The 23,886-nt window shown below is 63.2% G+C and carries 23 protein-coding genes; 10 read left to right on the forward strand and 13 right to left on the reverse strand.

What is annotated here, in order from left to right; genetic code table 11:
- Positions 1-132 precede the first annotated feature (132 nt).
- Positions 133-1,116 carry a 4-hydroxybenzoate octaprenyltransferase gene (ubiA, locus tag ACWTU7_RS15970; protein WP_455839169.1) on the forward strand — a complete coding sequence of 328 codons (984 nt, stop codon included), beginning with the start codon at positions 133-135 and terminating at the stop codon, positions 1,114-1,116.
- Here ubiA and ACWTU7_RS15975 read toward each other — a convergent pair whose 3' ends face one another.
- The 3 genes from ACWTU7_RS15975 to ACWTU7_RS15985 all read right to left on the reverse strand — a co-directional run bounded on the left by ACWTU7_RS15975 (position 1,117) and on the right by ACWTU7_RS15985 (position 4,279).
- The gene (locus ACWTU7_RS15975) at positions 1,117-1,683 is read right to left on the reverse strand and encodes a DUF6101 family protein (RefSeq protein WP_455839092.1); all 567 of its coding nucleotides are present in this window, start codon (positions 1,681-1,683) and stop codon (positions 1,117-1,119) included. It abuts the gene before it with no gap.
- Positions 1,684-1,867: 184 nt separating this feature from the next.
- Positions 1,868-3,298, reverse strand: a complete 1,431-nt coding sequence (locus ACWTU7_RS15980; protein ID WP_455839091.1) for an FAD-binding oxidoreductase — start codon at positions 3,296-3,298, stop codon at positions 1,868-1,870.
- Positions 3,299-3,307: 9 nt separating this feature from the next.
- Positions 3,308-4,279: an L-threonylcarbamoyladenylate synthase gene (locus ACWTU7_RS15985; protein WP_455839090.1), complete on the reverse strand. Its 972-nt coding sequence runs from the start codon at positions 4,277-4,279 to the stop codon at positions 3,308-3,310.
- Positions 4,280-4,470: 191 nt separating this feature from the next.
- Here ACWTU7_RS15985 and ACWTU7_RS15990 point away from each other — a divergent pair, with 191 nt between their 5' ends.
- Positions 4,471-4,926, forward strand: coding sequence for a hypothetical protein (locus ACWTU7_RS15990; protein ID WP_455839089.1), 456 nt, complete (start codon positions 4,471-4,473; stop codon positions 4,924-4,926).
- A gap of 28 nt (positions 4,927-4,954) precedes the next feature.
- Here the strand turns inward: ACWTU7_RS15990 and glyS are convergent, their stop codons facing one another.
- The 5 genes from glyS to ACWTU7_RS16015 all read right to left on the reverse strand — a co-directional run bounded on the left by glyS (position 4,955) and on the right by ACWTU7_RS16015 (position 12,056).
- Positions 4,955-7,414, reverse strand: a complete 2,460-nt coding sequence (glyS, locus tag ACWTU7_RS15995; RefSeq protein WP_455839088.1) for a glycine--tRNA ligase subunit beta — start codon at positions 7,412-7,414, stop codon at positions 4,955-4,957.
- 92 nt (positions 7,415-7,506) lie between these two features.
- Entirely contained in the window at positions 7,507-7,833 is a 327-nt protein-coding gene (locus ACWTU7_RS16000; protein ID WP_455839087.1) for an endonuclease domain-containing protein, read from the reverse strand.
- A 493-nt stretch (positions 7,834-8,326) separates the two neighbouring features.
- Positions 8,327-9,250, reverse strand: a complete 924-nt coding sequence (locus ACWTU7_RS16005; RefSeq protein WP_455839168.1) for a glycine--tRNA ligase subunit alpha — start codon at positions 9,248-9,250, stop codon at positions 8,327-8,329.
- Positions 9,251-9,400: 150 nt separating this feature from the next.
- The gene (locus ACWTU7_RS16010) at positions 9,401-11,176 is read right to left on the reverse strand and encodes a tetratricopeptide repeat protein (protein WP_455839167.1); all 1,776 of its coding nucleotides are present in this window, start codon (positions 11,174-11,176) and stop codon (positions 9,401-9,403) included.
- A 274-nt stretch (positions 11,177-11,450) separates the two neighbouring features.
- Entirely contained in the window at positions 11,451-12,056 is a 606-nt protein-coding gene (locus tag ACWTU7_RS16015) for a TetR/AcrR family transcriptional regulator (protein ID WP_455839086.1), read from the reverse strand.
- Positions 12,057-12,159: 103 nt separating this feature from the next.
- On the opposite strand from ACWTU7_RS16015, the gene ACWTU7_RS16020 reads away from it, so the two are divergent.
- Complete coding sequence (locus ACWTU7_RS16020; RefSeq protein ID WP_455839085.1) at positions 12,160-13,593, forward strand: MFS transporter; 1,434 nt, start codon at positions 12,160-12,162, stop codon at positions 13,591-13,593.
- A 39-nt stretch (positions 13,594-13,632) separates the two neighbouring features.
- On the opposite strand, the gene ACWTU7_RS16025 is transcribed toward ACWTU7_RS16020, so the two are convergent.
- Complete coding sequence (locus ACWTU7_RS16025) at positions 13,633-14,649, reverse strand: polyprenyl synthetase family protein (protein ID WP_029355543.1); 1,017 nt, start codon at positions 14,647-14,649, stop codon at positions 13,633-13,635.
- 166 nt (positions 14,650-14,815) lie between these two features.
- Here ACWTU7_RS16025 and ACWTU7_RS16030 point away from each other — a divergent pair, with 166 nt between their 5' ends.
- The 6 genes from ACWTU7_RS16030 (at position 14,816) to moaB (ending at position 18,531) form a co-directional block, all read left to right on the forward strand.
- Positions 14,816-15,040: a putative signal transducing protein gene (locus ACWTU7_RS16030; RefSeq protein WP_029355541.1), complete on the forward strand. Its 225-nt coding sequence runs from the start codon at positions 14,816-14,818 to the stop codon at positions 15,038-15,040.
- Positions 15,040-15,840, forward strand: a complete 801-nt coding sequence (locus ACWTU7_RS16035; RefSeq protein WP_455839084.1) for a tRNA1(Val) (adenine(37)-N6)-methyltransferase — start codon at positions 15,040-15,042, stop codon at positions 15,838-15,840. The genes ACWTU7_RS16030 and ACWTU7_RS16035 overlap by 1 nt, the downstream gene beginning before the upstream one ends.
- 84 nt (positions 15,841-15,924) lie before the next feature.
- Entirely contained in the window at positions 15,925-16,791 is an 867-nt protein-coding gene (locus ACWTU7_RS16040; protein ID WP_065006299.1) for a S49 family peptidase, read from the forward strand.
- Positions 16,792-16,873: 82 nt separating this feature from the next.
- Positions 16,874-17,059, forward strand: a complete 186-nt coding sequence (locus tag ACWTU7_RS16045) for a membrane protein (RefSeq protein ID WP_029355534.1) — start codon at positions 16,874-16,876, stop codon at positions 17,057-17,059.
- A gap of 25 nt (positions 17,060-17,084) precedes the next feature.
- Positions 17,085-17,987, forward strand: a complete 903-nt coding sequence (locus tag ACWTU7_RS16050; protein WP_455839083.1) for a 4-(cytidine 5'-diphospho)-2-C-methyl-D-erythritol kinase — start codon at positions 17,085-17,087, stop codon at positions 17,985-17,987.
- A complete protein-coding gene (moaB, locus tag ACWTU7_RS16055) occupies positions 17,974-18,531 on the forward strand; it encodes a molybdenum cofactor biosynthesis protein B (protein WP_287336417.1) in 558 nt (185 codons plus the stop codon). Before ACWTU7_RS16050 ends, moaB begins: the two co-directional genes overlap by 14 nt.
- 33 nt (positions 18,532-18,564) lie before the next feature.
- On the opposite strand, the gene ACWTU7_RS16060 is transcribed toward moaB, so the two are convergent.
- The 4 genes from ACWTU7_RS16060 to ACWTU7_RS16075 form a co-directional block, all read right to left on the reverse strand.
- A complete protein-coding gene (locus tag ACWTU7_RS16060) occupies positions 18,565-19,539 on the reverse strand; it encodes a hypothetical protein (RefSeq protein WP_455839082.1) in 975 nt (324 codons plus the stop codon).
- Positions 19,540-19,798: 259 nt separating this feature from the next.
- Positions 19,799-20,626, reverse strand: coding sequence for an MBL fold metallo-hydrolase (locus ACWTU7_RS16065; RefSeq protein ID WP_455839081.1), 828 nt, complete (start codon positions 20,624-20,626; stop codon positions 19,799-19,801).
- A gap of 192 nt (positions 20,627-20,818) precedes the next feature.
- A complete protein-coding gene (locus ACWTU7_RS16070) occupies positions 20,819-21,754 on the reverse strand; it encodes a cyclase family protein (protein WP_455839080.1) in 936 nt (311 codons plus the stop codon).
- A gap of 188 nt (positions 21,755-21,942) precedes the next feature.
- A complete protein-coding gene (locus tag ACWTU7_RS16075; RefSeq protein ID WP_065006297.1) occupies positions 21,943-22,449 on the reverse strand; it encodes a glycosyltransferase in 507 nt (168 codons plus the stop codon).
- A 151-nt stretch (positions 22,450-22,600) separates the two neighbouring features.
- Between ACWTU7_RS16075 and ACWTU7_RS16080 the strand changes: the two genes are divergently transcribed.
- Positions 22,601-23,755: a PA0069 family radical SAM protein gene (locus tag ACWTU7_RS16080; RefSeq protein WP_029355521.1), complete on the forward strand. Its 1,155-nt coding sequence runs from the start codon at positions 22,601-22,603 to the stop codon at positions 23,753-23,755.
- Positions 23,756-23,886 lie beyond the last annotated feature (131 nt).

A 23,886-nucleotide genomic window follows, 5' to 3' on the forward strand; every position in this document is an offset into this window, starting at 1 on the left:
ACGACTCAGGACCTGCGCTATTGCGCCCCGGACGATGGGTCAAGACATTTGGGAGAGTTTGAAGCAATTCCACACGGGAACGAGGCCTGCTTGATGCTTGACGGCGTTCGCCACTGCTGCCACTCCAACACTATGGAACCCATCCAATCGAAAGCTGCCCAGGGCCGCGTCGCCGATGCGCCGAGCGGCCACTGGGTCTACCGCATTCTGCCGCGCTGGCTGTGGCCCTATGCGCAGCTTGCCCGGTGGGACCGGCCGATCGGCTGGCAGTTGCTGCTGTGGCCGTGCTGGTGGTCGGCAGCCCTTGCCGCGAGTGCCTATTCACGCCCTACCGATACGCTGCTCTCGCTGCTGCCGACACCTTTGTACCTGCTGCTGTTCCTGATTGGCTCCATCGCCATGCGCGGCGCCGGCTGCACCTATAACGATCTGGTCGACCAGGACATCGACAACCAGGTGGAACGTACGCGCTCACGGCCGCTGCCGGCGGGAAAGGTCACGCGCCGGCAGGCCTGGGCGTTTCTCGTTATCCAGGCACTGATTGGACTCGCTGTGCTTCTGCAGTTCAACGGCTTTGCCATCCTGCTCGGCATCTGCTCGCTCGCCGTAGTCGCCATCTACCCATTCATGAAGCGGTACACCAACTGGCCGCAACTGGTTCTCGGCCTTGCTTTTTCCTGGGGTGCGCTGATGGGATGGGCGGTCGAGTTCGGCGATCTCGACGGCCCGCCCGTCATGCTCTATATCGGCTCGATCCTGTGGGTGATCGGCTATGATACGATCTATGCGCATCAGGACAAGGAGGACGACGCCATCGTCGGCGTGCGCTCGACCGCACGCCTGTTCGGCGACAACACCAAGACCTGGCTCGTCGGGCTTTATGGCGGGGCGCTGGTCTGCTTCGCCATCGCCTTCGCGTCGGCGCAGGCGCCCGTGCCGGCGCTGGCCGGACTGATCGCCGCCGGAGCGCATATGGCGCGGCAAATCGCAGTGCTGGACATCGACGATCCGGACCAGTGCATGCTCTTGTTCAGATCGAACAACCAGGTCGGCTGGCTGATCTTCCTTGGCCTGATCGGCGGCGCGCTGTGGGTGGCGTTGAAGCCGCTGGTGTAGCTATCCGCGCGAAATGATCTCCTGGCCGCCAATCACCAGCCTGAGGCCGAGATCGCCGGCCCTGCGACGGGCGAGGAAGCGCGGACGGCGCGTGGTCGAAACCCGACCCTTGCGGCGGCTCTGCGCCGGCAATGTCTTGATGGCGGCGCCAAGCGATTCCTCCAGCGTGCGGGCGATGCCGTCTGATTCGATCAGAAGCATCGGCAGACGGTAGGCATCGGCCCAGGCACGCCAGTCGGCGGCGACATCCTCGAGATCGTCGGCCACTAGCAGCGGCACCGACAGCATCGGATCATTGTGCAGAAGCTCCAGCGTCACCGTGACATTGCCATCCGGATCCTCCATCGCGCGGGCGGCCACGCCACGAAACGCGTTGGCAGGCAGAGCGATGAACGCCGGCACGCCGCTCATCTCCAGCATGCGGCGAATGACGGCGCCACGGTGGTCGATGGTGAAGGTAACGTCGCCATAATCGTCGCGCGTGGCGTAGCTCACCACCTGCGGCAGGCGGAATGGGTCGAGGCGCATGTTGCGCCCGGCCCAGACTGGCTTCAGTCCAGTGTTCATATTGTGCCTTTCCTGTCTCTCCTGAGAGCCGGTCTTCCGGTTCTCCGGGCCGGTTTTTCCAGCCTCGTTGTGGGGAAACGTTAGCGCGGGCTTCTTATCGCAGCGCTTAAGAAAGTCGGTTAAATTTTGCTGATCTCAGGGGGATGGTTATCGGAATGCGACCATTCACAAGACATCGAAAGGATCAGATAACCTTACCGGGATTCATGATGCCGGCCGGGTCGAAGGCCGTCTTCACCCTGCGCATCAATTCGATCGCCATCGGCGGCGCCGTCGCGATCAATTCATCGCGCTTCAGCTGGCCAATGCCGTGCTCGGCCGAAATCGAGCCGTGGAAGCTGCGCACGACATCATGCACGGCCTTGTTCATGGCGTGGTAGAGCCCGAGAAACGCTTCGTCATCGCCGCCGACCGGCCGGGAGATATTGTAGTGGAGATTGCCGTCGCCCATGTGGCCGAAACAGACCTCGCGCGCGCCCGGGCTGACCGATTGCACGGCGCCGGCCGCTTTTTCGATGAATTGCGGGATGGCCGCCACCGGCACCGAGATGTCGTGCTTGATCGAGGCGCCTTCGGGCTTCTGCGCCTCGGGCAGCACCTCGCGGAAATTCCAGAAGGCATCGCCCTGCGTGATGCTCGCCGCAATCACCGCATCGCCGACGATCTCCTGTTCGAGGCCGGCTGAGAGCACCTCTTCGATCAGGGCCCTCGCATCCTCCGCCGAGCGGCCCGAAGAGATCTGCATTAGCACATACCACGGCCAATCCCCGGACAGCGGCCGCACGACGCCTGGCGCGTGCAGAAGCGTAAAGTCGTAGGGCCTCTGGCCGATCAGTTCGAACGCGGTGAGCGCGGCACCGGCGCGATCCATCGCCAGGCTGAACAGAGACAGTGCCGCCTCAGGTGACGACAGGCCGGCAAAGGCCACCTCGCGCCCCTTGGGCTTGGGGAAAAGCTTGAGCACGGCGGCGGTGATGATGCCGAGCGTGCCCTCCGCGCCGACAAACAGGTTCTTCAGATCGTAGCCGGTGTTGTCCTTCTTCAGCTTGCGCAGATCATCGAACACCTCGCCAGTCGGCAGTACCACTTCGACGCCGAGACAGAGCTCGCGCGCATTGCCATAGGCAAGCACACCGGTACCGCCGGCGTTGGAAGAGAGATTGCCGCCGATCTGGCAGGAGCCTTGCGCAGCAAGCGACAGCGGAAACAGCCGGTCGGCGGCATCGGCCGCTTCCTGCAGCGTCTGCAGGATGACGCCGGCCTCGACGGTGACCGTGTTGGACAGGATGTCGATCTCGCGGATGCGGTTCAGCCGCGACAGCGACAGCACGATCTCGCGGCCGGACATATCCGGCACCTGCGCGCCGACCAGCCCGGTGTTGCCGCTTTGCGGCACGACCGGCGTTCCCGTCTCGGTCGCCAGCCGCATGATGCGGCTAACCTCGTCGACGCAGCCCGGCCTCAGCACCAGCGCCGTTCGGCCATGCCAAAGGCCGCGCCTTTCTATGAGATAAGGCGCGATATCCTGCTGGTCCCGAAGCGCGTATTTGTCGCCGACGATTGCCGCAAAGCGGTCGATGAGAGCGAGGTCGATATCCCGGGATATGTCGTTCATAGCTGGAAACTATGGTGCCCACTCGATCTTGTCACGAGGGGCGGCAGCGCGCGAAAGCCGGTCGTTGATCCCCTCGCCCAGCCCGTCGAACGGAATCGGCTCGACGGCGATTGTCTTGGCGCCGCTGCGATCGAGATCCTGCATGTGGGCAAAGAGGTTGGCCGCGGCTTCGCGCAGGTCGCCGGTCTCCGACAGGTTGCGCAAAGCGGCAGCACCTTGCCAGCCTTCGGCACGGCGGGGGCCGAACGCCAGCAAGGCTTCGCCCTTTACGACTTTTGCGGCGTTGACCCGCACCGCAGCACCCGGCGCGTAATGCGAGGCGAGCATGCCCGGCGCCTCGATACCCGTCGCACCGCGCGACAGCGTCGTGCCGGCGACCGCTTCAATTTCCTCGGCGGCAATGCCTCCCGGTCGCAGCAGCCGCAGCTTTCTGCCCTCGATCTTGACGATCGTCGATTCGAGCCCGACGGACGTTGCGCCGCCATCGACCACCAGCTTGATTTTTGCACCGAGATCCGCCGCCACTGCCTTGGCTGTCGTGGCGCTGATCTTGCCTGAGGAATTGGCGCTGGGCGCTGCGAGCGGGCGTCCGAGCCTGGCGATCAGTTCGCCGCCAAAGCCTTTCGGCATGCGCAGCGCGATCGTATCCAGCCCGGCGGTGACCAGCGGATGAATGCCGTTGCCGGGCCGCTGCGGCAGCACCATCGTCAGCGGTCCCGGCCAGAATGTCTGCGCCAGTCTTTTCGACAGGGAATCGAACAGCGCGATGTGCTCGGCCATCGCCAGATCGGCAACATGGGCGATCAGCGGGTTGAAGCGCGGCCGGCCCTTGACCTCGAAGATGCGCGCCACGCCGACGCCATTGGTGGCGTCGGCGGCCAGCCCGTAAACGGTTTCCGTCGGAATGGCGACGACGTCACCGCCTTCAAGCAGCGCCAGCGCCCGCTCCATCGCCTCGCCGGCGGCAAGTATCTCAGCCACTCTCATCACCTCACAGAAGCAGGACCTCACAGATGTGGGACCTCACAGATGTGGGTGCGTAATACGGTGACGCTTACGGGGCAAGTCCGGGCGTTAGCGAACTACCAAATCGCTAAAATGCTAACTTTCCTCGCAAGCCCGCATCAATTCCCGGACGTTATGTTGACTGCTTGTTGGACAGGGGATCTATCATGGTCTGGGTGCGTATCCTGGGAGCGCTTGGTCTCACTCTGGCGGCGGGCGGAGCACACGCTTCGTCCTTCGTTGTTCTCGGTGCACCATCCTCGACGCCGTCCGTCGTCAAGCTCGCCGCGCCTGAACCGGTGAAGGTGGCTGGGAGCTCCTCGACGCCATCGATCGTGGCGCTCGGCGAACCAGTGCCTGATGTCACCTATGAAAAAGTTGCTGCGATCCCGAGCCAGCCCAAGCCCAAGCATGATTTCATGCAAAGCCCGATGATCATTCGCGGCGGCATCGTCGGCGATGCCTTCGCAAAGCCGGCCCCGAGCGCCGCACCTGCCGCGACAACCGCTGCCGCACCTGGGGCGGCCACCAGATCCGACAAAAAGATAACGGCAACGAACAGCCCGCCTGAGCCGGCAACGCCGCAACCGACGCCCATTCCCGAGATCGAGCAGGCCAGATAGCCGTTCGAGGCTATGACGACGCTCGCGCTCAGCCGGCGATTTTCGAGAAATCCGCAACCTGGTCGGTCGCTGCCCGGACGCGTGCCAACAGTGCCAGACGATTGGCACGCACGGCTTGGTCCTCATCATTCACGAGAACGCGTTCAAAGAATGAATCAACCGGTTCACGCAACGCGCTGAGCGCCAGCATGGCGGCGGAAAAGTCTTCATTATGAATCGCTTGGCCGGCTTCCTTCTCGGCCTGATTCACTGCGGCAAACAGCGCTTTTTCGGCATCTTCCCGGAATAGACCCGACTCAACACGTTCGGCAACCGTCGTTTTCTTCTTCTCCTCGGCGGCCAGGATGTTGACCGCACGCTTGGTGCCGGCAAGCAGGTTTTTGCCGTCCTCGGTGTCGAGGAAAGTGCCAAGTGCTTGGACGCGGCGGACGATTTGCAGGAGGTCGTCGTTCGGCGATTGGCCAATCTCCCCCCTTGAGGGGGAGATGCCCGGCAGGGCAGAGGGGGGCGCGACAGGATGAGAGGTTGGCGGGACAGCGCCCCCCTCTGTCGGCTTCGCCGACATCTCCCCCTCTAGGGGGGAGATTGGGCGCGAGCCCGCTGACAACACCGCATCGATGAGATCATACCGCGCGCCCTGGTCACGGAGATAGACCTTCAGGCGGTCGTGGAAGAAGGCGAGGAGATCGGCGCTAAAGGGCCGTCCGGACGCGAGATAGTTCGCCATCTGGTAAGCGCGGTCGAAGAGAGATGTCAGCGCAAGCCGGACACGATTCTCAACCAAAATCCTCACCACGCCCAGCGCCGCTCTTCTCAGCGCATAGGGATCCTTCGACCCCGTCGGCTTTTCGTCAATCGCCCAGAACCCGACGAGCGTATCGAGCTTGTCGGCGAGCGCGACGGCCACCGACGCTGGATCTGTCGGAACACGGTCGGACGGGCCCTGCGGCTTATAATGTTCCTCAATCGCGGCGGCGACCGAGGGATGCTCTCCCTGTAGCAGCGCGTATTTGCGGCCCATGGCGCCCTGCAATTCCGGGAATTCGCCGACCACTTCGGTGGTGAGATCGGCCTTGGCCAAGACGGCAGCGCGACGTGCGAGCGCGGTAATCTCCCCCCTTGAGGGGGAGATGTCGCCGAAGGCGACAGAGGGGGTCGGCACGTCCTGGCGCGACGCCCTATCGCGGACAGAGGATGCCGGCGCTTCACGCGGGGCGACCCCCTCTGGCCTGCCGGCCATCTCCCCCTCAAGGGGGGAGATTGAACTCGCTACGATCGGCGCCAACTCCTCAGCAAGCCGTGCAATCCGCTCCACCCGCTCACCTTGGGTGCCGAGTTTGGCATGGAAGGTGACGCCGAGATGGTCGAGGCGGGCCATGCGCTGGTCGAGCGGCTTTTTGAGATCGAGCCCGAACTTTTCCGCCGATGCCTCCAACTGGTCGAGATCAGGCAGGTCGCCCTGGTCTGTCTTCCAGAAATAGAGCGCGTCGGACAGCCGCGCGCGCACCACCTTGCCGTTGCCGTAGGCGATCTCCTTGCCGCGATCCTTGGCCTCGATATTGGCGGTCAGGATGAAGCGGTTGGAAAGCTCTTCACCGACGCCCTGCGGCCGCGTGACGAAACACTTCTGGTTGGCGCGGATGGTCAGCCGGATCACCTCGGCCGGAATGGCGAGAAAGTCTTGCTCGAACTCGCCCATCAGCACCACAGGCCACTCGACCAAGCCTGACACTTCCTCGAGCAGCCCCTCGTCCTCGACAAGGTCGAGCCTGTTGGCGAAAGCGAGATTCCTGGCGTCGGAAAGGATGATCTCCTTTCGCCGGTCGGCGTCGAGCACGACCTTCGCCGCCTCCAGCTTGGCGGCATAGTCGTCGAAGCGGCGCACGGTGATCGCGCCCGGGGCGTGAAAACGGTGGCCGTAGGTTACGTTGCCCGAGCGGATGCCGTCGATCTCGAAATCGACGACCACCGGCTCCTGGGTCTCAGGGCCGAAGGTGCAGAGGATGGATTGGAGCGGCCGCACCCAGCGCAACGATCCGGGTTTCGCCGAGGCCGGCCCCCAGCGCATCGATTTCGGCCATGGAAAATCGCGGATGACGCCTGGAACCAACTCGGCGATGATTTCTTCCGCCGCCCGGCCCGGCTTCGCAATATGGGCGACATAGAAGTCTCCCTTCTTCGGATCGGCATGGATATGCGCCTCGGCGATCGAGGAGAGACCGGCCTTGCGCAGAAAACCCTGGACCGCTTGTTCGGGAGCCTTGGTCGAGGGCCCCTTGATCTCCTCGCTGATGTCCTTCGAGCGCGCGGTCACGCCGCGAATGTCGAGCGCCAACCGGCGCGGCGTCCAATATTCGCGCGCCGCCTCATAGGTCAGCCCGGCCTCGACCAAACCGTCCGTCATCATCTTCTTCAGGTCGCCCGCCGCCTTGCGCTGCATGCGCGCGGGAATCTCTTCCGAACGGAGTTCTAAAAGCAGGTCGGGCATAAATTAGCTCCTCACCCTCCCCTTGATGGGGAGGGTCGGCGCGTCAGCGCCGGGGTGGGGTGGCGGCGTCTCGGTCACCAGCGCCCTCTGCGTTATCTCTCGGGGCGAAGGTGTGATTTCCGTTCTTCCACCGCCGCATAGATCGTATCAAGCACGGAATCCAGTTCGTTTTTTACTTCATGGTTCCAGAAGCGGATCACGCGATAGCCCTGGGTTTCGAACCACTTCGTTCGAACCTCATCATGGCGCTGCTGGTCATCAAAGCTGTGGTGGGCACCGTCGACCTCGATGATCGATTTCAGCCGATGGGACATGAAGTCCGGAAAGTAAATCCCGACGGATGCTTGTTTACGGAAGTGCGTGCCTTCCACGGGGATTCGCCAGAGATGCCGCCACAAGATGCGTTCCTCATCGGTCATTGCCGCCCGAGGCCGTTGCGCGACTGCAGCTTGAACCGGTCAAGCTTCGGCATTGGCAAATCGCCCCGGCACCCCCGCCCGCCGCTTCGCGGCGACCTCCCCCATCGAGGGGAAGGTAAAGAGGGCATAGCAACTCGGCTGGCTGCTGTCATCCTTCCCCATGCAATCGGCATGTTTACCGACGATTTCCAAAAATATTCCGCTGCCTGTCGGGTCGAAGCGGGGCTATCCGTCCTTGGATCACAGATTTCCATGAACCGAACGCAGCGCTGAAGCGACCAACGCTCAGGCAGAGGACTATTGGCTGAACGACCATGAAGACGGCATCGACATTCCTGCAGATCCTCGCGCTCAGCGCCTGTTTCGCGGCGCAGGCTCATGGCACGTTCACGATGCCTGGCGTTAGACAGGCGCTGCGGACGATGGCTGGTTCCAGCGGCCAAGGCGTACTGCCAATCAGCGCTTCAGTCGAAATCGCAAATTGCCTCTGGAGCTAAGCCGCCAGCCCACCTGCCTGCGTCAGCAAAAACGCCTCGCCGCAGGCTTTCGCCAGATTGCGCACCCGCAAGATGTAGCTCTGCCGCTCGGTGACGGAAATCACGCCGCGCGCGTCGAGCAGGTTGAAGACGTGGCTGGCCTTGATGCACTGGTCGTAGGCGGGGAATACCATCCGGTGGTTCCCCTCCCCCTTGAGGGGGGAGAAAGGCGCGCCGGCTTCGAGCAACGCCTTGCACTCGGCTTCGGCGTCCTCGAAATGCCGAAGCAGCATCGCGGTGTTGGCGAATTCGAAATTGTGCCGCGAATATTCCTGCTCGGCCTGCAGGAAGACGTCGCCATAGGTCACCTTGTCGGCGCTGTCGCGGCCGTTGAAGTTGAGGTCGTAGACATTGTCGACGCCCTGTACATACATGGCCAGCCGCTCCAGCCCGTAGGTAAGCTCGCCCGCCACCGGCGCGCATTCGATGCCGCAGACCTGTTGGAAATAGGTGAACTGTGACACTTCCATGCCGTCGCACCAGCACTCCCAGCCCAGCCCCCAGGCGCCGAGCGTCGGGCTTTCCCAGTCGTCCTCGACGAAGCGGATGTCATGCAGAAGCGGATCGACGCCGATCGCCGCCAGCGAGCCGAGATAAAGCTCCTGCAGATTAGGCGGGTTCGGCTTCAGGATCACCTGGTATTGGTAATAGTGCTGCAGCCGGTTCGGGTTCTCGCCGTAGCGCCCGTCCTTGGGCCTGCGCGAAGGCTGCACATAGGCCGCGTTCCAGCGCTTTGGCCCGAGCGCGCGCAGTGTCGTCGCCGGGTGGAACGTGCCGGCGCCGACTTCCATGTCATAGGGCTGGAGAACGACGCAGCCATAGTCGGCCCAGTAGCTATGCAAGGTCAGGATCAGCCCCTGGAACGAGCGGCTGGGATGCATATGGGCTGGGATATCAACGGTCACGGCGGCCTCGACGGAGCGGCGGGATGCGGCACCTGTTGGATGAGACCGCATGATCTTGTCGGAAAAGTCTGCAACTTTTCGGGATCAGGCTCTAGAGCGCCGCCCGCCAAGCGTCAAGGCGAAGGGTCAGCCCTTCGGCGCGGGCGCCGGTTCGGGCTTGACCTTCGGGGTTTCCTGCGCCGTGTTGGATTCGATCGGCGGCAGGCCCTTCAGCAGTTTCTGCTGTAACGCGGCGAGCACGTCGGGATCCGGCTTCAGGTCGCGGGCCTGGTTCCACTGGAAGGTGGCTTCCAGCCTGCGGCCGACGCGCCAATAGGCATCGCCGAGGTGATCGTTCAGCACCGGATCTTCCGGCTTCAGCGACACGGCACGCTCCATTTCGCGCACAGCGTCTTCAAACCTGCCCAGGCGGAAATAGGCCCAGCCCAGCGAATCGACGATGTAGCCGTCGCTCGGCCTGAGGTCGACGGCCTTCTGGATCATCTGAAGGCCTTCCTCGAGGTTGATGTTCATGTCCACCCAGGAATAGCCGAGATAGTTCAGAACCTGCGGCTGGTCGGGGAACAATTCCAGCGCCTTGCGGAAATTCGGCTCGGCCTTCGGCCACTCCTTCAGCCGCTCATAGGCGATGCCGCGCTGGTAGAAAATGTTCCAGTCGGCGCGGGTCGGGGTCTTCAGCATCGCTACCGCCTTGTCATAGAGACCGGCCGCGGAGCGGAAATCCTCCTTCGAGGCATAGACGCCACCGAGCGCCTGATAGGCGCGCATGTCGTCGGGATGCGCTTCGACGAGGGCCTTCAGATGGGCGATGGCCTCCTCATAGCGGTCGAGATCGGCAAGGTTGAGGCCGAGCTGCAGTTCCGAAAGCGGCTTCAGCGGCGAACTGGCCGGGATGCGGCGATAGAAGGCGATGGCGCCTTCGCCGTCCTTCAACTGCTCGGAAACGGCGGCGAGTTGGACAAGGGCCGCGTCGCTGTCGGGCCGCAGTGCCAGGGCATATTGCAGATAGAGGCGGACGAACGGCTCGCCGCCACCGCGATTGAGCGCGGTGGCGAGATCGAGCAGTATTTCCGAGGCGCCGTCGGACGGGCCGGCAACGAAGGGTTCGACCTTCTCGCCCTTGGTGATCCTGTCGCGAAGCGCTGATATCTCAACCTTGCCGGGTGCAAATGCCTCGGCCTGATCGAGCACGGACAGCGCCTTGTCCTTGTCGCCCTTGCGGGCAAGGAAGGAGGCATAGGCCTGCGCATTCCGCATCCAGGTTTCGGGCGCCGCGCTACCGGTCGCGGTGTCCTGCAAGGTGGCGGCGTAGATCGCGTCCGCCTTTTCGGGCAGGCCCGACGCATCGGCGATCAGCGCGCGATGGAAGGATTTGAAGAGGCCGAACCAGTCCGGACCCTGCAGCCTGTCGATGGAGGACATGGCCTCGCTGGGGTCGCCGGCGCCCTGCTTGGCCCAGCCGGTCATAACGCCGGAGATCAGCCGGTCGAGGTCGGATTCGAGCGAAAGCTTGAGCCAGTACTCGGCCTTGGTGAAATCCTTTTTGTGAAAGGAACCGACGGCCAGCGCCAGGCGCGAGAACCGCTCGACGTCGGGAACCGTCTTGAGCTTGTCGGCATAGACCAGCGATTCTTCGAAGCGCCCTTGCGCGATCAGCGACAGCATCAGGCTTTGCTGCAACGAGGTATCACCGGGAGCGAAGGCGAGCGCCTGCTTGTAGTAGGCGATGGCGCTGTCGAGATCATTGTCGCCTTCGGCGACCCGCGCGGCAAGATAGGCGCCCGAGAACGACGTGATATTGACTGGCTCGGTGGTCTCTTTGGCATAGGCAGGCAAACCGGAGATCGCCATGCCCGTCACAATTGCCAGCCCTGTCAGCCAGCGCGCACATCCTTGCTGCATCGTATCCCTTTCAGTCAAAGCCATGCCCACGTCAGCGGGATCGCCGTAGACTCGATCTTTTTCCAGGCAAAGCATGGCCTTTTTGGGGTCATGCTTCAACCCGGCCGAATTCACAATCGGGTCATGCGATCAAAAACCACGCTAGGAGCGCCAACTGCGACCGTCCAGCGCGCTTCGTTGAAGATTTCTGCGGCAGGCCGGATTTCTGTATACAGGTATCCCCATATCCGCTTGAACGCGCTGCACAGGCCGGCCCATCCAGGATGCGTGAAATTCACGGTTTCCCCGAAGGTCTTGCCTCCAGCGACCGCATCGCCAAGGTAATCAGAGCGTGCAGCCGCTCTTTAGGCACACCGTCGCGTGCCTGCACCGAGAGACCAAACAGAACCGTGGTGTAGTAATCACCCAGGACCTCCGGGTCCGTGTCCGGTTTGAGTTCCCCGTCCCGAATGCCCTTTCTCAGGCGTTCGACAATCAGTGTATTGCGCGCCCGGCGACGCTCAGCCAGCCAGCGCAGCACACCATCATTTTCAACGGCACAGTTGGTCGCCGCCGAGACTACCATGCAGCCCCGCGGCAAATCCGGCCTAGTATAGACTTCGATTGCATCGCGCAGCAACCGCTCGACAAACCGCCGAGCGGTCGGCTCCTCGGCAAGCGCCCGAGTGGCGAAGCTTCCTTCCCTGGTTTCGTAAAGAACGACAGCTTCCCGAAACAGGTTCTCCTTCGAGCCGAAGGCGGCATAGATACGCGGCGAGGCCAGACCAAGCGCCGACACGAGATCGGCCATCGAGGTGCCCTCATAGCCGCGCGTCCAGAAGGCGTCGCGGGCCTTCTCGAGCGCCTGGTCCCGATCGAACTCCCTTGGCCTTCCCGCCATTGCGGCCTCCATTTTTTATCAATCAACAAATAATCCGCTTGACTTCGGATTGCAAACTTAATTCTTTGTCGATCGATAAAGAATCATCAGCATGGAGATTGACATGAGTTCACTCGATCAAGGCGCACCGTTCGGCGCCGCGGCAACAGGAGGAGTCGGCGCGAAGCGCGGCGCCACGCTGGCATTGCTCGCCTTCGCGCAGCTTATCATCGCACTCGACCTCAACATCGTCTTCGTGGCGTTGCCGGAAATCGGCGCGGGGCTAGGCTTTTCGGGCCAGACCCTGCAATGGGTGGTCAGCGCCTACACCGTATTCACCGGCGGCTTCCTGCTGTTCGGCGGCCGCGCCGCCGACCTGATCGGCCAGCGCCGGATCTTTATCTTCGCGCTCTGGCTCTATGCGCTTTCGTCCCTGGTCGGCGGCTTCGCCTGGTCGCCGGAAATCATCATCGCGGCCCGTGCGGTGCAAGGCATCGGCGCCGCGTTCCTGTTCCCGGCCACGCTCTCACTGATCAATCGCCTGTTTGCCGAGGGGCCGGAACGCAACCGAGCGCTTGCGGTCTGGGGCGGCGCCGGAGCGAGTGGCCTGACGCTCGGCTCGCTGGCGGGAGGGCTCCTCACCAGCGCGTTCGGCTGGCCATCCGTCTTCTATGTCAACGTGCTTTTGGCTGGGATCGCCATCATCGCGGCTTTCGCCATCATTCCGCGTGACGGCAAGCGGCATGAACATCGCAGCTTCGATCTGCCGGGCGCGCTAACCGTCACTGCCGGTGCGACCCTGCTTGTCTTCACGCTGGTTCAGGGGCCCGAATATGGCTGGGGGTCGGCCGCCATCGTCTTCAGCGCTGCACTGGCGGCATTCTTCCTGATCGCCTTCGCAGCGATAGAGGCAAGGAGCGCCGACCCGCTGATGCCGCTGCGCCTGTTCCACAACCGCAGCCTCGTCGCCGGCATGACGATCACCTTCCTCTTCATGGGGACTTTCGGTGCCCTGCCCTACTTCCTCACCGTGCTTTTACAGAACGTGCATGGCTTCACCGCCTTGCAGGCCGGCCTGGCGTTCCTGGTGCCATCAGTCGCCATCGCGGCCGGCACGCAGGTCGGCGAACGTCTGGCAACGCGTTTTTCGACGCGCGCCACGCTGGTTGGCGGCATGGTCATCGGCGCGATCGGGACGGCCTTGATGGTATCAGGTGCAAACGCCGACAGCAGCTATCTATCCCTCGTACCCGGCCTGATCATCTCCGGAGTCGGACAAGGCATCGTCTGGACCGCGATGTGGATCGCCGCCGCTTCGGGTGTTTCCCATGACGAGCAGGGTGTCGCGTCGGGGATGGCCTCCACCATGCTCAATGTCGGCAATGCGATCGGCATGGCGGTGTTGATCGCGATTGCCAACCGCAATGTCGGCGGATTGACAGGTGATGCCTTGAAGATCGCTGTCGCCGACGGCATCCAGGTCGCCTTCTGGCTCGCTGCGGCAGGCATCGTTTTCAGCCTGCTCGCTGCAATGGTCCTTCCGGGGAAACCAAAATGACGTGCGGACGCCGTGCCGGCCAGATATCGGCGATGCCTCTCAGTTCACCCGGCTGATGCAGAAATCGATGACGTCGATCAGCGCCGATTTCTGCGGCGTCGCTTCGAGCGGCGCCAGCGCGTCGCGGGCGATCTCGCCGAAATGGCCGGCGCGCCCGATCGTGTCGGCGATCGCGCCGTGGCGGGTCATCAATCCGATCGCCTTCTCCAGCCCGGTGTCGTCGGTGACATTGTCCTCGATGGCGCGCTTCCAGAAGGAGCGTTCCGCCTTGGTGCCGCGCCGGTAGGCGAGGATCACCGGCAGCGTCACCTTGCCTTCGCGAAAGTCGTCGCCGACATTCTTGCCCAGATCCTTGCTGGTGCCGCCATAATCCAGCGCATCGTCGATCAGCTGGAAGGCAAGGCCGAGATTCATGCCGTAGGAGCGCAGCGCCGCGCGATCGTTGCGCGTCGCCTGGGCGATGACTGGACCGACCTCGGCGGCGGCCGAGAACAGGGCCGCGGTCTTGGCCTTGATCACCGCGAAATGCTCATCCTCCGTGGTTTCGAGGTTCTTGGCGGCGGCGAGCTGCATCACCTCGCCCTCAGCAATGATCGAGGCGGCGCTGGACAGGATGTCGAGCGCTTCCAGCGAACCGACATCGACCATCATGCGGAAAGCCTGGCCAAGCAGGAAATCGCCGACCAGCACGCTCGCCTGGTTGCCCCAGATCATACGGGCGGTCTTCTTGCCGCGCCGCATGCCGCTCTCGTCGACGACATCGTCGTGGAGGAGCGTGGCGGTGTGCATGAACTCGACTGATGTAGCGAGCTTGACGTGGCCCTCGCCGGAATAGCCGAACATCTGGGCCGAGGCGAGCGTCAGCATCGGCCTCAGCCGCTTGCCACCGGAAGAGATCAGGTGGTTGGCAATCTCCGGGATCATCTCGACGTCGGAACCGGCCTTCGACAGGATCAATTTGTTGACACGCCCCATATCGGTCGACGTCAGGTCGATGAGATCCTTTATGGAGGCGGCTTCGCGCTTCCCGTTTTCGATGTTGAGAACGACACCCACCACAAACACTCCCGTCCAGAAGTCACGCGCACGACGGCACCCCGATCCCGCGGCAGACTCTAGGGCGGTACCCAAGGGCACGGCAAGAGGCGAATTGGCGCGGTCGAGGCTGGCGTCCGGAGCCACCCACATTTACATAAACGCTGCAACCTGCGAGTTTCGCCCGATGATAGAGCTTATCCGCACCAACGATGCCGTGATCATTTCCTTTGTCGAATCGCTGATGCGCGATGCCGGCATCGGCTGTTTCGTCGCCGACCAGAACATGAGCGTGCTCGACGGTTCGATCGGCATCCTGCCCAGGCGCATCCTGGTCGACGCCGACCAGGCCGATGCGGCGCGGCGCATCCTGACGGATGCCGGCATCGCCAACGAGATCCGCCAGACATAATGTCCGCGGTGCGCGCCACCCTTCTCCAGGACACGCCGGCCCATACGGTCGATGCCTTCCATCGCGGGCGGTTCTGGCTGGTGCAGCCGAAACAAGCCGGCCATCGCGCCGGCATGGACGCCATGATGCTGGCCGCTGCCGTGCCGTCCTCCTTCGCCGGGCGCCTTGCCGATTTCGGCGCGGGCGCTGGCGCCGCAGGCCTGGCCGTGCTGTCGCGCTGTCCTGATGCCGAGGCCGTGCTCATCGAACGGTCTCCGGAAATGGCAGCCTTCGCCGCAACGACGCTTGCCCATCCCGGCAATGCGCATCTCAACGATCGCGCCTCGGTGCTCGCCGCGGACGTTGCGCTGTCGGGCCAAGCGCGAACAGCCACTGGGCTTGCCGACAACTCCTTCGATTTCGTCATCATGAACCCGCCCTTCAACGCCGCCGAGGATCGCGCCACGCCCGACCCGCTCAGGAAGGCGGCGCATGTCATGGAGGATCGGCTGTTCGACAGCTGGATCCGAAGTGCGGCTGCCGTGGTCAGGCCGCGCGGCGGTCTTGCCGTGATTGCCAGGCCCGATCAGCTCGGCGCCATCCTCGATGCGATATCAGGCCGCTTCGGCGACGCCGAGATGCTGGCCGTCCACCCTCGCCCCGAAGCAGCGGCGATCCGCATCGTCGTAAGGGCAATACTCGGCTCACGCGGAAAACTGTCGATCTGCCCGCCGCTGATGCTGCATGCGCAATCGGGCGACGGACCAACGGAGCGGACCGAGATGATCAATAACGGGCTGGCTTCGCTGTTCGGCGACTGAGCCTTTTCTACCAGCAAGCGGCGCGGGCATTGCCGTTGGCCGGCGAATCCCTACATGCCTTCAAGCCAATTGACCGGAGACCCCGTGAAACGCTTCCTAAACCGCCTGCTGCCGAAATCCTGGCGCTCCGACATCGTCGTTATTCCTGTTATCCGGCTGCACGGTACGATCATGCCCGGCGGCGGCCAGTTCCGGCCGAGCCTGTCGCTCGCGTCCACTGCCGGCCCTATCGAGAAGGCGTTTTCCTTCGATGCGCCCGTGGTCGCCATTTCGATCAATTCGCCAGGCGGCTCGCCAGTGCAGTCGCGGCTGATCTTCAGACGCATCCGCGATCTGGCGACCGAGAAGAACAAAAAGGTTCTGGTCTTCGTCGAGGACGTGGCGGCTTCGGGCGGCTACATGATAGCGATCGCCGGCGACGAGATCTTTGCCGATCCGTCCTCCATCGTCGGTTCGATCGGCGTGGTGTCGGCCTCGTTCGGCTTTCCGGAGCTGTTGAAGAAGATCGGCGTCGAGCGCCGCGTCCATACTGCCGGCCAGAACAAGGCGGTGCTCGATCCGTTCAAGCCCGAGAAGAAGGAAGATATCGAACGGCTGAAGGCGCTGCAGCTCGATGTCCACGAGACCTTCATCGATCTCGTCAAGGACCGGCGCGGCCCTAAGCTCAAGGACGACCCGGACCTGTTCACCGGCCTGTTCTGGACCGGTAAAAAGGGGCTGGAGCTCGGCCTTGTCGATGCGCTCGGCGATATGCGCAGCGTGCTGAAGACCCGTTTCGGGCCAAAGACCCAGCTCAAACTGATCACGGCGCCGCGCGGCCTGTTCGGCCGGTTCGGCTGGTTCGGCTCGAGCAGAGCGGGTTTTTCGGCGCCCGAGATCGCCGCGGCTGCCGCAAGCAGCGTGATCGATGCGGCGGAAGAGCGCGCATTATGGGCGCGCTTCGGGCTTTGAAAAGCCGGTAAAAGCGTTTAGCTTGAAAGCTTGACCGACCCGACCGGCCGCCGCAGTCGGCCTTGTGAGGGGGGAGTTTGACATGCTACAGATCATTTTCTTCATCACAGTCGGCCTGCTCGCCTATTTCGGCTATCGCTCCTTCGTCAGGGAAGCCGAGCGCGTGACGGCCAAGATACGGCGCACCGAAAAGCAGGCTACCAACGGCACAATGGGCACGTTGGTCAAGGACCCGAAGACCGGCGAATACCGGCTGGCCAAGGACTGACATCATCCCCCTCGCGACCGACCCCGTGGATTCCGGCATCACTGTCCGGGCGTGGCATGCGCACGCCAAGATAAATCTCGCGCTGCACGTCACCGGCAGGCGCGGCGACGGCTATCACATGATCGAGAGCCTGGCGGTGTTCACGCGCTTCGGCGACAGGATCGAGATCGAACTTGCCGACAGCGACGGGTTTTCCGCGTCGGGCCGATACGTCTCCGCGGTCCCGCTCGACGACAGCAACCTAGCCGTCAAAGCGCGCGACGCGCTGCGAAAGCAGGCCGGTCCGGCGCAAACGCCGCCGGTCGCCATCAGGCTCGAAAAGAACCTGCCGGTCGCATCCGGCGTCGGCGGCGGATCGAGCGACGCCGCAACGGTGTTGCGCGGGCTCGCTGAGATATGGAGGCTGGATCTCGACGACTCCGAACTGGCGCGGATCGGCCTCTCGCTGGGCGCCGACGTTCCCATGTGCCTTGCGGCAAAGCCGCTGATCGCGCTCGGCATTGGCGAAGAGTTGTCGACCGTGCCGGGCTTTCCGGCACTCGGGCTGGTCCTCGTCAATCCCGGCACCGCCGTCTCCACGGCCGAAGTGTTCAATGCCCTTTCTGATCGCCACAATGAGGGCCTGCCGCCGCTGCCGCGCGACCTCGACTTCCACAGCATCCGCAACTGGCTGGAGATTACGCGCAACGATCTCGAGCCCGCGGCGCGGGCAATCCAACCCGCCATCGGCAAGGCGCTTTCGGTGCTCAACAAGGCTGGAGCGGGGTTCACCCGGATGTCGGGTTCCGGCGCGACCTGCTTCGGGCTGTTTGAGACTGGCAATGTCGCCAAGCGCGCGGCCGTCGATATCCGCAGCCGCCATCCCGACTGGTTCGTCGCCGCGACGCGAACCATGACATCTGAGGCTGACACGCATGGCCAGGATTGACGAGAGCCGTTCCTTCATTCCCGTGCGCATCGCGGTGCTGACCGTTTCCGATACACGCAGCCTCGCCGACGACAAATCCGGCCAGACGCTGGCCGACCGCATCGTGGAGACCGGCCATTTACTCGCCGCCCGCGACATCGTCACCGACGACCGCGAGAAAATTCGAGACAAGGTTCTGGGCTGGTCGAGGGACCAAGCGATCGATGTCGTCATCACCACCGGCGGCACCGGCTTTACCGGTCGCGATGTGACGCCGGAGGCGCTGGAGCCGATCTTCGAAAAGCGCATGGACGGCTTTTCCGAAGTGTTCCACCGCATTTCCTACGACAAGATCGGCACTTCGACGATCCAGAGTCGGGCGACCGGCGGCGTCGTCAACGCGACCTTCGTTTTCGTGCTGCCGGGTTCGCCCGGCGCCTGCAAGGACGCCTGGGACGGTATTTTGAAGCCGCAGCTCGACTACCGGCACATGCCCTGCAACTTCGTCGAGATCATGCCGCGCCTGGACGAACATCTGCGGCGCGGCGGCACCAAGACAAGTTAGGCCAAGCTCCCAAGGCTGTTTCGGGGCCAAAAATCAGCGAATAACCGGCTCGCCGTGGAACCGCCGGCGCGAGGGCGGCGAAACGCCGAAGCCGACTTCCATCATCAGCCGCGGCTTGCGCGTCGGCACTGTGCCCATGTGGAAGCCGAAGGGATCCTCGACAAAGCCCAAACCTGCCTCGCCGGTCAGCGTAATCGGGCTCTGCGCGCCGTAGACGTTCAGAACCTCTTCCGCGGGATGGCCGACGAGGAGCGTCAATTGGTGCTTGAGGGCGCGGCGGTTGTGGCTGCCGCGGACATAGACATGCGGACCAGTCTCGGAATCGACCGGATTGAGATAGAAGAAGAATTTCAGCATCCGCCAATCGTCGAGATCGAAGTGGTATTTGCCAAGCGACGCCAGGTTCTTCTCGGCGTCTGAGACGGAGCTCGTCGGAAAGCTCCACCAGACGCGCGTGGTGATCAGCTTCGCCTGGCTGCCGAGATAATGGGCGGCGATGTCGAGAAGCAGCGGATCGCGCTGCACGGTAAGCGCAGCATTGCAGTCGAGAACCCGCTCGAAAAAGTGGCCGCTGAGCAAGGGACGGCCGAAGTGCTTCTCGGCGTCGGCGTGCTCGGCCGGCAGGAACTCCAGCCGTCGGTCGAAATTGCCGAAGCAAGGCGTGCGCTGCGCAAAGCTGGCGATCTCCTGGTGGACCGACGACGGCAGGGCAAGCCCGGAAAAGAGGCCGTCCGAGCGGAGCGCGCCGACCACGGCATCACGATCGACGCCGGTGAACATCGTCTCCTCAGCTTTTTGTGCCGGTCGAACCGGTTTTGCGCCACGCCAATGCAACCGCCGCCCCGGCATGGTGCGCGCCAGCATGAACATCGGCAGCCATGCCGGATTCTCGCGAAGATCCGACAGATAGGTTGGAATCCGCACGGCAATGCGGCGCAGCAGGCTGCCGTTTCGAGCGATCGACTCGAGGCTTGCAGCACCGGATTTGTCAGGGCTTGAAAGGGCCATCAGGATCCTCAGCTATGAGGGCAGCGTCGACGAAGCGTCGGCCGCTCACCGCTCAGGCGTTACCCATAACCGATCCGCCCGCATCATAGGAATGGTAACCCCCGGTCAGATTTTGTGCAATGCACAATGAAAGGAGCTGTCGCAAACTTTCCGGCAAGCTTGACAGAGCATTAAGGCTCGTTGATTTCGCGACAGCGAGTGTTTCGAGCGACGTGGAACCAAGAGGCCGCGCGCGGCGGAGAAGATCGCGACGAAGCGATCAAACCCCGTCGAGAATGATGATCGTCGGCCGGTCGGGCAAGGTCTTCAGCGAAACCGTCAGCGACCGGCCGGAGAGGAATTCCACCGCGAAATCGTCGCCCATCCTGCCTGTGAATTCGCTGATCGCGGTGGCATGGCGATGCATCGGCAGGATCATCGAGGAATAGAGCCGCGCGGTGATTTCGGTCATCCGGTCAAGCGACAGCGTCATGCCGCCGTCGATAGGCACCATAAGGATATCGAGCCGGCCGATGGCGCCGTAATGCGCATCCTCCAGCCGGTGGTGCAGATGGCCGAGATGGCCGATGCAGAGTCCCGCCACTTCGAAAATGAATATGGAATTGCCGTCCTTGCCGAGATCGCCGCCATTGCGGATATCCGTGGGCACGTTGCGGATGTAGACATCGTCCACGACAACGGCGTGGCGCGCCGGACCGCCGTCCGGATTCCAACCGCGCAGCACATATTCGATGGCGGGATCCGGATGGTCCGAATAATGGGTGCGGTGGGCCCTGTTCATGGTCACCACGCGCGGCAGCGGGTCAGCGCCGTAGACGCCGGAAAAGTCGGTGGCGATCCTGACGCCGGCGGGCGTCTCGATGATGTAGGTCGAATGGCCGGCATAGGTGATCGTAACGTCGCCGTCGACGAAAGCCTCGGCCAGCAGAGGCGTCTGCGCCTTTGGCGCTGTGAAGCTGGCATAGGTGGCCGACGGCAGCGCTTCGGCGATCGCAACGCATCTCGATGGCGGCGGCCCTTCCTGGGCCGACGCGGCGAACGGCCAGAAAGCCAGGGTCAGCAGAACGGCAGCAGATAGGCGGAGCATGACTGCCTCCCGTGGCAGGACTGGCGCTCATGCCACGATAACGCTAGCAATCCTGATGGCTATCGTCGGGACAGTCACGTTTTCGCGAGCGCCGGAGGGGTTGGTAGTCTGGACCTTTTGTCCCGACTTGCGCGACAAATCGCGCGGAATGAACGCGCCATGGCTCGGCCTCCCGACTGACATCGCCAGTGATCAGGGCGTCGGACGGAAGACGCCGTTCTCGTCGCGCTTGAGCGGTGCGGTTTGCCGGGAAAGCGGCACACCAGGCGCTTCGGTGACCGAAACGCCCTCCGTCCAGTCGGCGGGTGCAATAGCGATGTAGCGCGCATATCCGCCTGACCCGCCGAGCGGCTTGGCAAAGCCGATTGTGACCAACGCCCCGGCCTCTGGCACCTTATCGAGATTTGCAACGCCTTCTGCCTGCGTGAAATCGTTGTGAAGCAGCCAATGTTCGCCTTCGAGATTGGGCGTGGTGTCGGTGTCGAGCGGCTCATGACCATGAAACAGAATCTTCCGCTCCAGATGCAGAAACTTCAGCGCGTTCAAACTGACGCCTGGAAACGGCTTCTGGTTGAAGCGGGCGGCATCGGACCATCTCTTGTGCCAATCCGAACGCACGAAGACGACCGAACCCTCCGGTATGCGGCCGTGCTCCTTTTCCCATTCTTCGATGTCGGCGACCTGGAGGTGATAGCCTTCGTCAGTTTGCACCTTGCCGCTGATGTCGATCACGACGAGCGGCCGCACGGCATAAGTGGCCGGCAGGTCGCTGATCGTTGCACCGAGTGGGTTCCAGTGGGAGGGCGGATCGAGCTGCGTGCCATACTGGTCCGTCGTCAACTCGTAGGCGCTCGCGACGAACCCATGCTTGTCGTAGGTGAACTCTTCGCCGGCCTTGACGTAGCCCTCGATATCCTTGCCGGCGACAGTCGGTTTGAACTTGGCATTGGCGAAGCCCGGCCATACGGGCTGCACCGGCTCGAAGGCATGGGTCAGATCGATGTACTTGGCCGATTTGAGCGTGTTCTCATAAACCGACCAAAGGGACGATTCCTGCGCCACCGCGACCGCCGGCACTGACCAAGCGGCTCCGAGTACGGCGATACGAACGAATTGAGATACATTCATCTGCAATCTCCCCTAGACGCCGCCGAGTATCGCGAGTTTCCCGCAGGACGACAAGCATATGCATTCCTCGCAGAGTGTCGCGCCAATACGGCTTCCACCAAACCGCTTTCCGCCCACGGCTTGAGCGCCGCCTCATCCCAGCGGAGGACGCGCTCTTCCCTCGCCCGCTTACCGGAGAGGGACGCCCTTCACTTCACCGGCGCCACCCAGATCTCGGCGTCGAGCCTCTTGGTCGCGAGGCCGCGCGCGATGGCTTCGGCGCTGCGGGCGTTTTTCGACATGGCCGCGGCCTGACGCTTGCTGATCACCAGCCCTTCGGCCAGTGCCCGGTTTCCCGAAAAAACCCGCGACAGGAACGGCACGCGGCTGCCGCGCGCCCGCGAGAACCGCGCCGGCATGGTTTGCCTGGCGGTGTGGGCGACGACCTCGTCGATCCAGCCCTCCGCCAGCCGTGCGCCCGGCTCCAGCAGCAGCAGCCAGTCGCCCTTGGCCTGCCTGATGCCGGCAGCAATGCCACCGCTCGCCACATAGAGGCAACCGGCATGTTCGGCAACGCGGTGGGTCTGGTCGGTCGAGCCGGTGTCGCAGACGATGACATCGCGCACCACGCCCTCGACCGCGCCGCCGATCAGCGAGGCGAGCGTGCGGGCAAGTCTTTCCTCGTCATTCAGGGTCTGGATGAGAACGCTGAGCATCGTTAGCCGAATAGCGGAAAGCCGGGCGCAGCGCCAGTTTTTGCGTCGCATCATAAAATTGTTCTTGATTTGTTCTAGTAGACGAAATAGGAATAATTTCATGAACAGAGCGATTCGACAGCCAGCCGACAGTCCCTGGGAGAGGGCGAAAATGGAACAGATCGTGCGTGCCGACATTGCAGCCTTCGGAGCAGGAAGAGCCGAGATGGCCAATGCGATGATCGAACAGAGCGGGATGCGCGTGCGTCCGGAGCGCAATCGCGGCCGTTCCGCGGGCATCAATCCGTCCGGGCGGTTCGAGCCGGTCAGCCGGCATGTCTTCGACGACGGCTGGAATTCGCTGGAGGAGTTGCCGCCGTTCAAGACGGAGGTGCAGGTCGAGAAGCCGCGCACCATCATCACCCGCAACGAATCACCCGATATTTCCTTCGACCGCTCGATCAACCCCTATCGTGGCTGCGAACATGGCTGCGTCTACTGTTTCGCCAGGCCTACGCATGCCTTCATGGGCCTGTCGCCGGGGCTGGATTTCGAATCGAAGCTGTTCGCCAAGCCGGATGCGGCGCGTATGCTCGACAAGGAACTGTCGAAGGACGGCTACCAGCCGCGCACCATCGCGATCGGCACCAACACCGATCCCTACCAGCCCATCGAGAAGCAGTACCGGATCATGCGCGAGATCCTCGAAGTGCTGGAGGCGCGCGGCCACCCGGTCGGCATCGTCACCAAATCCGCGCTGGTGACGCGCGACATCGACATCCTGTCGCGCATGGCCGAGCGCGGACTGGCCAAGGTGGCGCTGTCGGTGACGACGCTCGACCGCATGCTGGCGCGCACCATGGAACCCCGCGCCTCGACGCCGAGCAAGCGGCTGGAGGCGATCAGGCAGCTTTCGGATGCCGGCATTCCGGCCTCTGTCATGGTCGCACCGATCGTCCCTGGCCTCACAGACCAGGAGATGGAGCGCATCCTCGATTCGGCCTACGCGGCGGGCGCGCGTGAGGCGGGCTACGTCCTGCTGCGGCTACCGCTGGAGGTCGCGCCGATCTTCAAGGATTGGCTGCTGCGCCATTATCCCGACCGCTACCGTCACGTGATGTCGCTGATCCGCTCGATGCGCGACGGCAAGGATTACGATTCGGAATGGGGCAAGCGCATGAAAGGCTCTGGCCCGTATGCCTGGCAGATCGGCCGGCGCTTCGAGATCGCCGCCAAACGGCTTGGCCTCAATGCCGAGCGGCGGTCGCTCAGGACCGACCAGTTCGTCGCTGCGGCCAAGGCAACCGAGCAACTGATGCTGCTTTGAAGACATCATGTGCCGCAGCTGCCGGCGGCACATGGAAAAATCCCGTCCGGCCTGTCCTGTCCCCGGGCTTGCAGACGGTGCCCTCCGGGTCCGGTGCCTCACCGACCCGGAGGGGCTTGCGGAGAATCGGA

This window comes from Mesorhizobium sp. BHscii, assembly GCF_053848065.1.

Bases quoted from the DNA above. Each gene is read 5' to 3' on its own strand.
- ACWTU7_RS16065 (WP_455839081.1), bottom strand. From the start codon at position 20,626: ATGCTCCGCCTATCTGCTGCCGTTCTGCTGACCCTGGCTTTCTGGCCG.
- ACWTU7_RS15975 (WP_455839092.1), bottom strand. From the start codon at position 1,683: ATGAACACTGGACTGAAGCCAGTCTGGGCCGGGCGCAACATGCGCCTC.
- ACWTU7_RS16030 (WP_029355541.1), top strand. From the start codon at position 14,816: ATGATAGAGCTTATCCGCACCAACGATGCCGTGATCATTTCCTTTGTC.
- ACWTU7_RS16080 (WP_029355521.1), top strand. From the start codon at position 22,601: ATGGAACAGATCGTGCGTGCCGACATTGCAGCCTTCGGAGCAGGAAGA.
- ACWTU7_RS16010 (WP_455839167.1), bottom strand. From the start codon at position 11,176: ATGCAGCAAGGATGTGCGCGCTGGCTGACAGGGCTGGCAATTGTGACG.
- ubiA (WP_455839169.1), top strand. From the start codon at position 133: ATGGAACCCATCCAATCGAAAGCTGCCCAGGGCCGCGTCGCCGATGCG.
- ACWTU7_RS16015 (WP_455839086.1), bottom strand. From the start codon at position 12,056: ATGGCGGGAAGGCCAAGGGAGTTCGATCGGGACCAGGCGCTCGAGAAG.
- moaB (WP_287336417.1), top strand. From the start codon at position 17,974: ATGGCCAGGATTGACGAGAGCCGTTCCTTCATTCCCGTGCGCATCGCG.
- ACWTU7_RS16000 (WP_455839087.1), bottom strand. From the start codon at position 7,833: ATGACCGATGAGGAACGCATCTTGTGGCGGCATCTCTGGCGAATCCCC.
- ACWTU7_RS16045 (WP_029355534.1), top strand. From the start codon at position 16,874: ATGCTACAGATCATTTTCTTCATCACAGTCGGCCTGCTCGCCTATTTC.
- ACWTU7_RS16070 (WP_455839080.1), bottom strand. From the start codon at position 21,754: ATGAATGTATCTCAATTCGTTCGTATCGCCGTACTCGGAGCCGCTTGG.
- glyS (WP_455839088.1), bottom strand. From the start codon at position 7,414: ATGCCCGACCTGCTTTTAGAACTCCGTTCGGAAGAGATTCCCGCGCGC.
- ACWTU7_RS16060 (WP_455839082.1), bottom strand. From the start codon at position 19,539: ATGGCCCTTTCAAGCCCTGACAAATCCGGTGCTGCAAGCCTCGAGTCG.
- ACWTU7_RS16075 (WP_065006297.1), bottom strand. From the start codon at position 22,449: ATGCTCAGCGTTCTCATCCAGACCCTGAATGACGAGGAAAGACTTGCC.
- ACWTU7_RS16035 (WP_455839084.1), top strand. From the start codon at position 15,040: ATGTCCGCGGTGCGCGCCACCCTTCTCCAGGACACGCCGGCCCATACG.
- ACWTU7_RS16020 (WP_455839085.1), top strand. From the start codon at position 12,160: ATGAGTTCACTCGATCAAGGCGCACCGTTCGGCGCCGCGGCAACAGGA.
- ACWTU7_RS15990 (WP_455839089.1), top strand. From the start codon at position 4,471: ATGGTCTGGGTGCGTATCCTGGGAGCGCTTGGTCTCACTCTGGCGGCG.
- ACWTU7_RS16005 (WP_455839168.1), bottom strand. From the start codon at position 9,250: ATGCATCCCAGCCGCTCGTTCCAGGGGCTGATCCTGACCTTGCATAGC.
- ACWTU7_RS15980 (WP_455839091.1), bottom strand. From the start codon at position 3,298: ATGAACGACATATCCCGGGATATCGACCTCGCTCTCATCGACCGCTTT.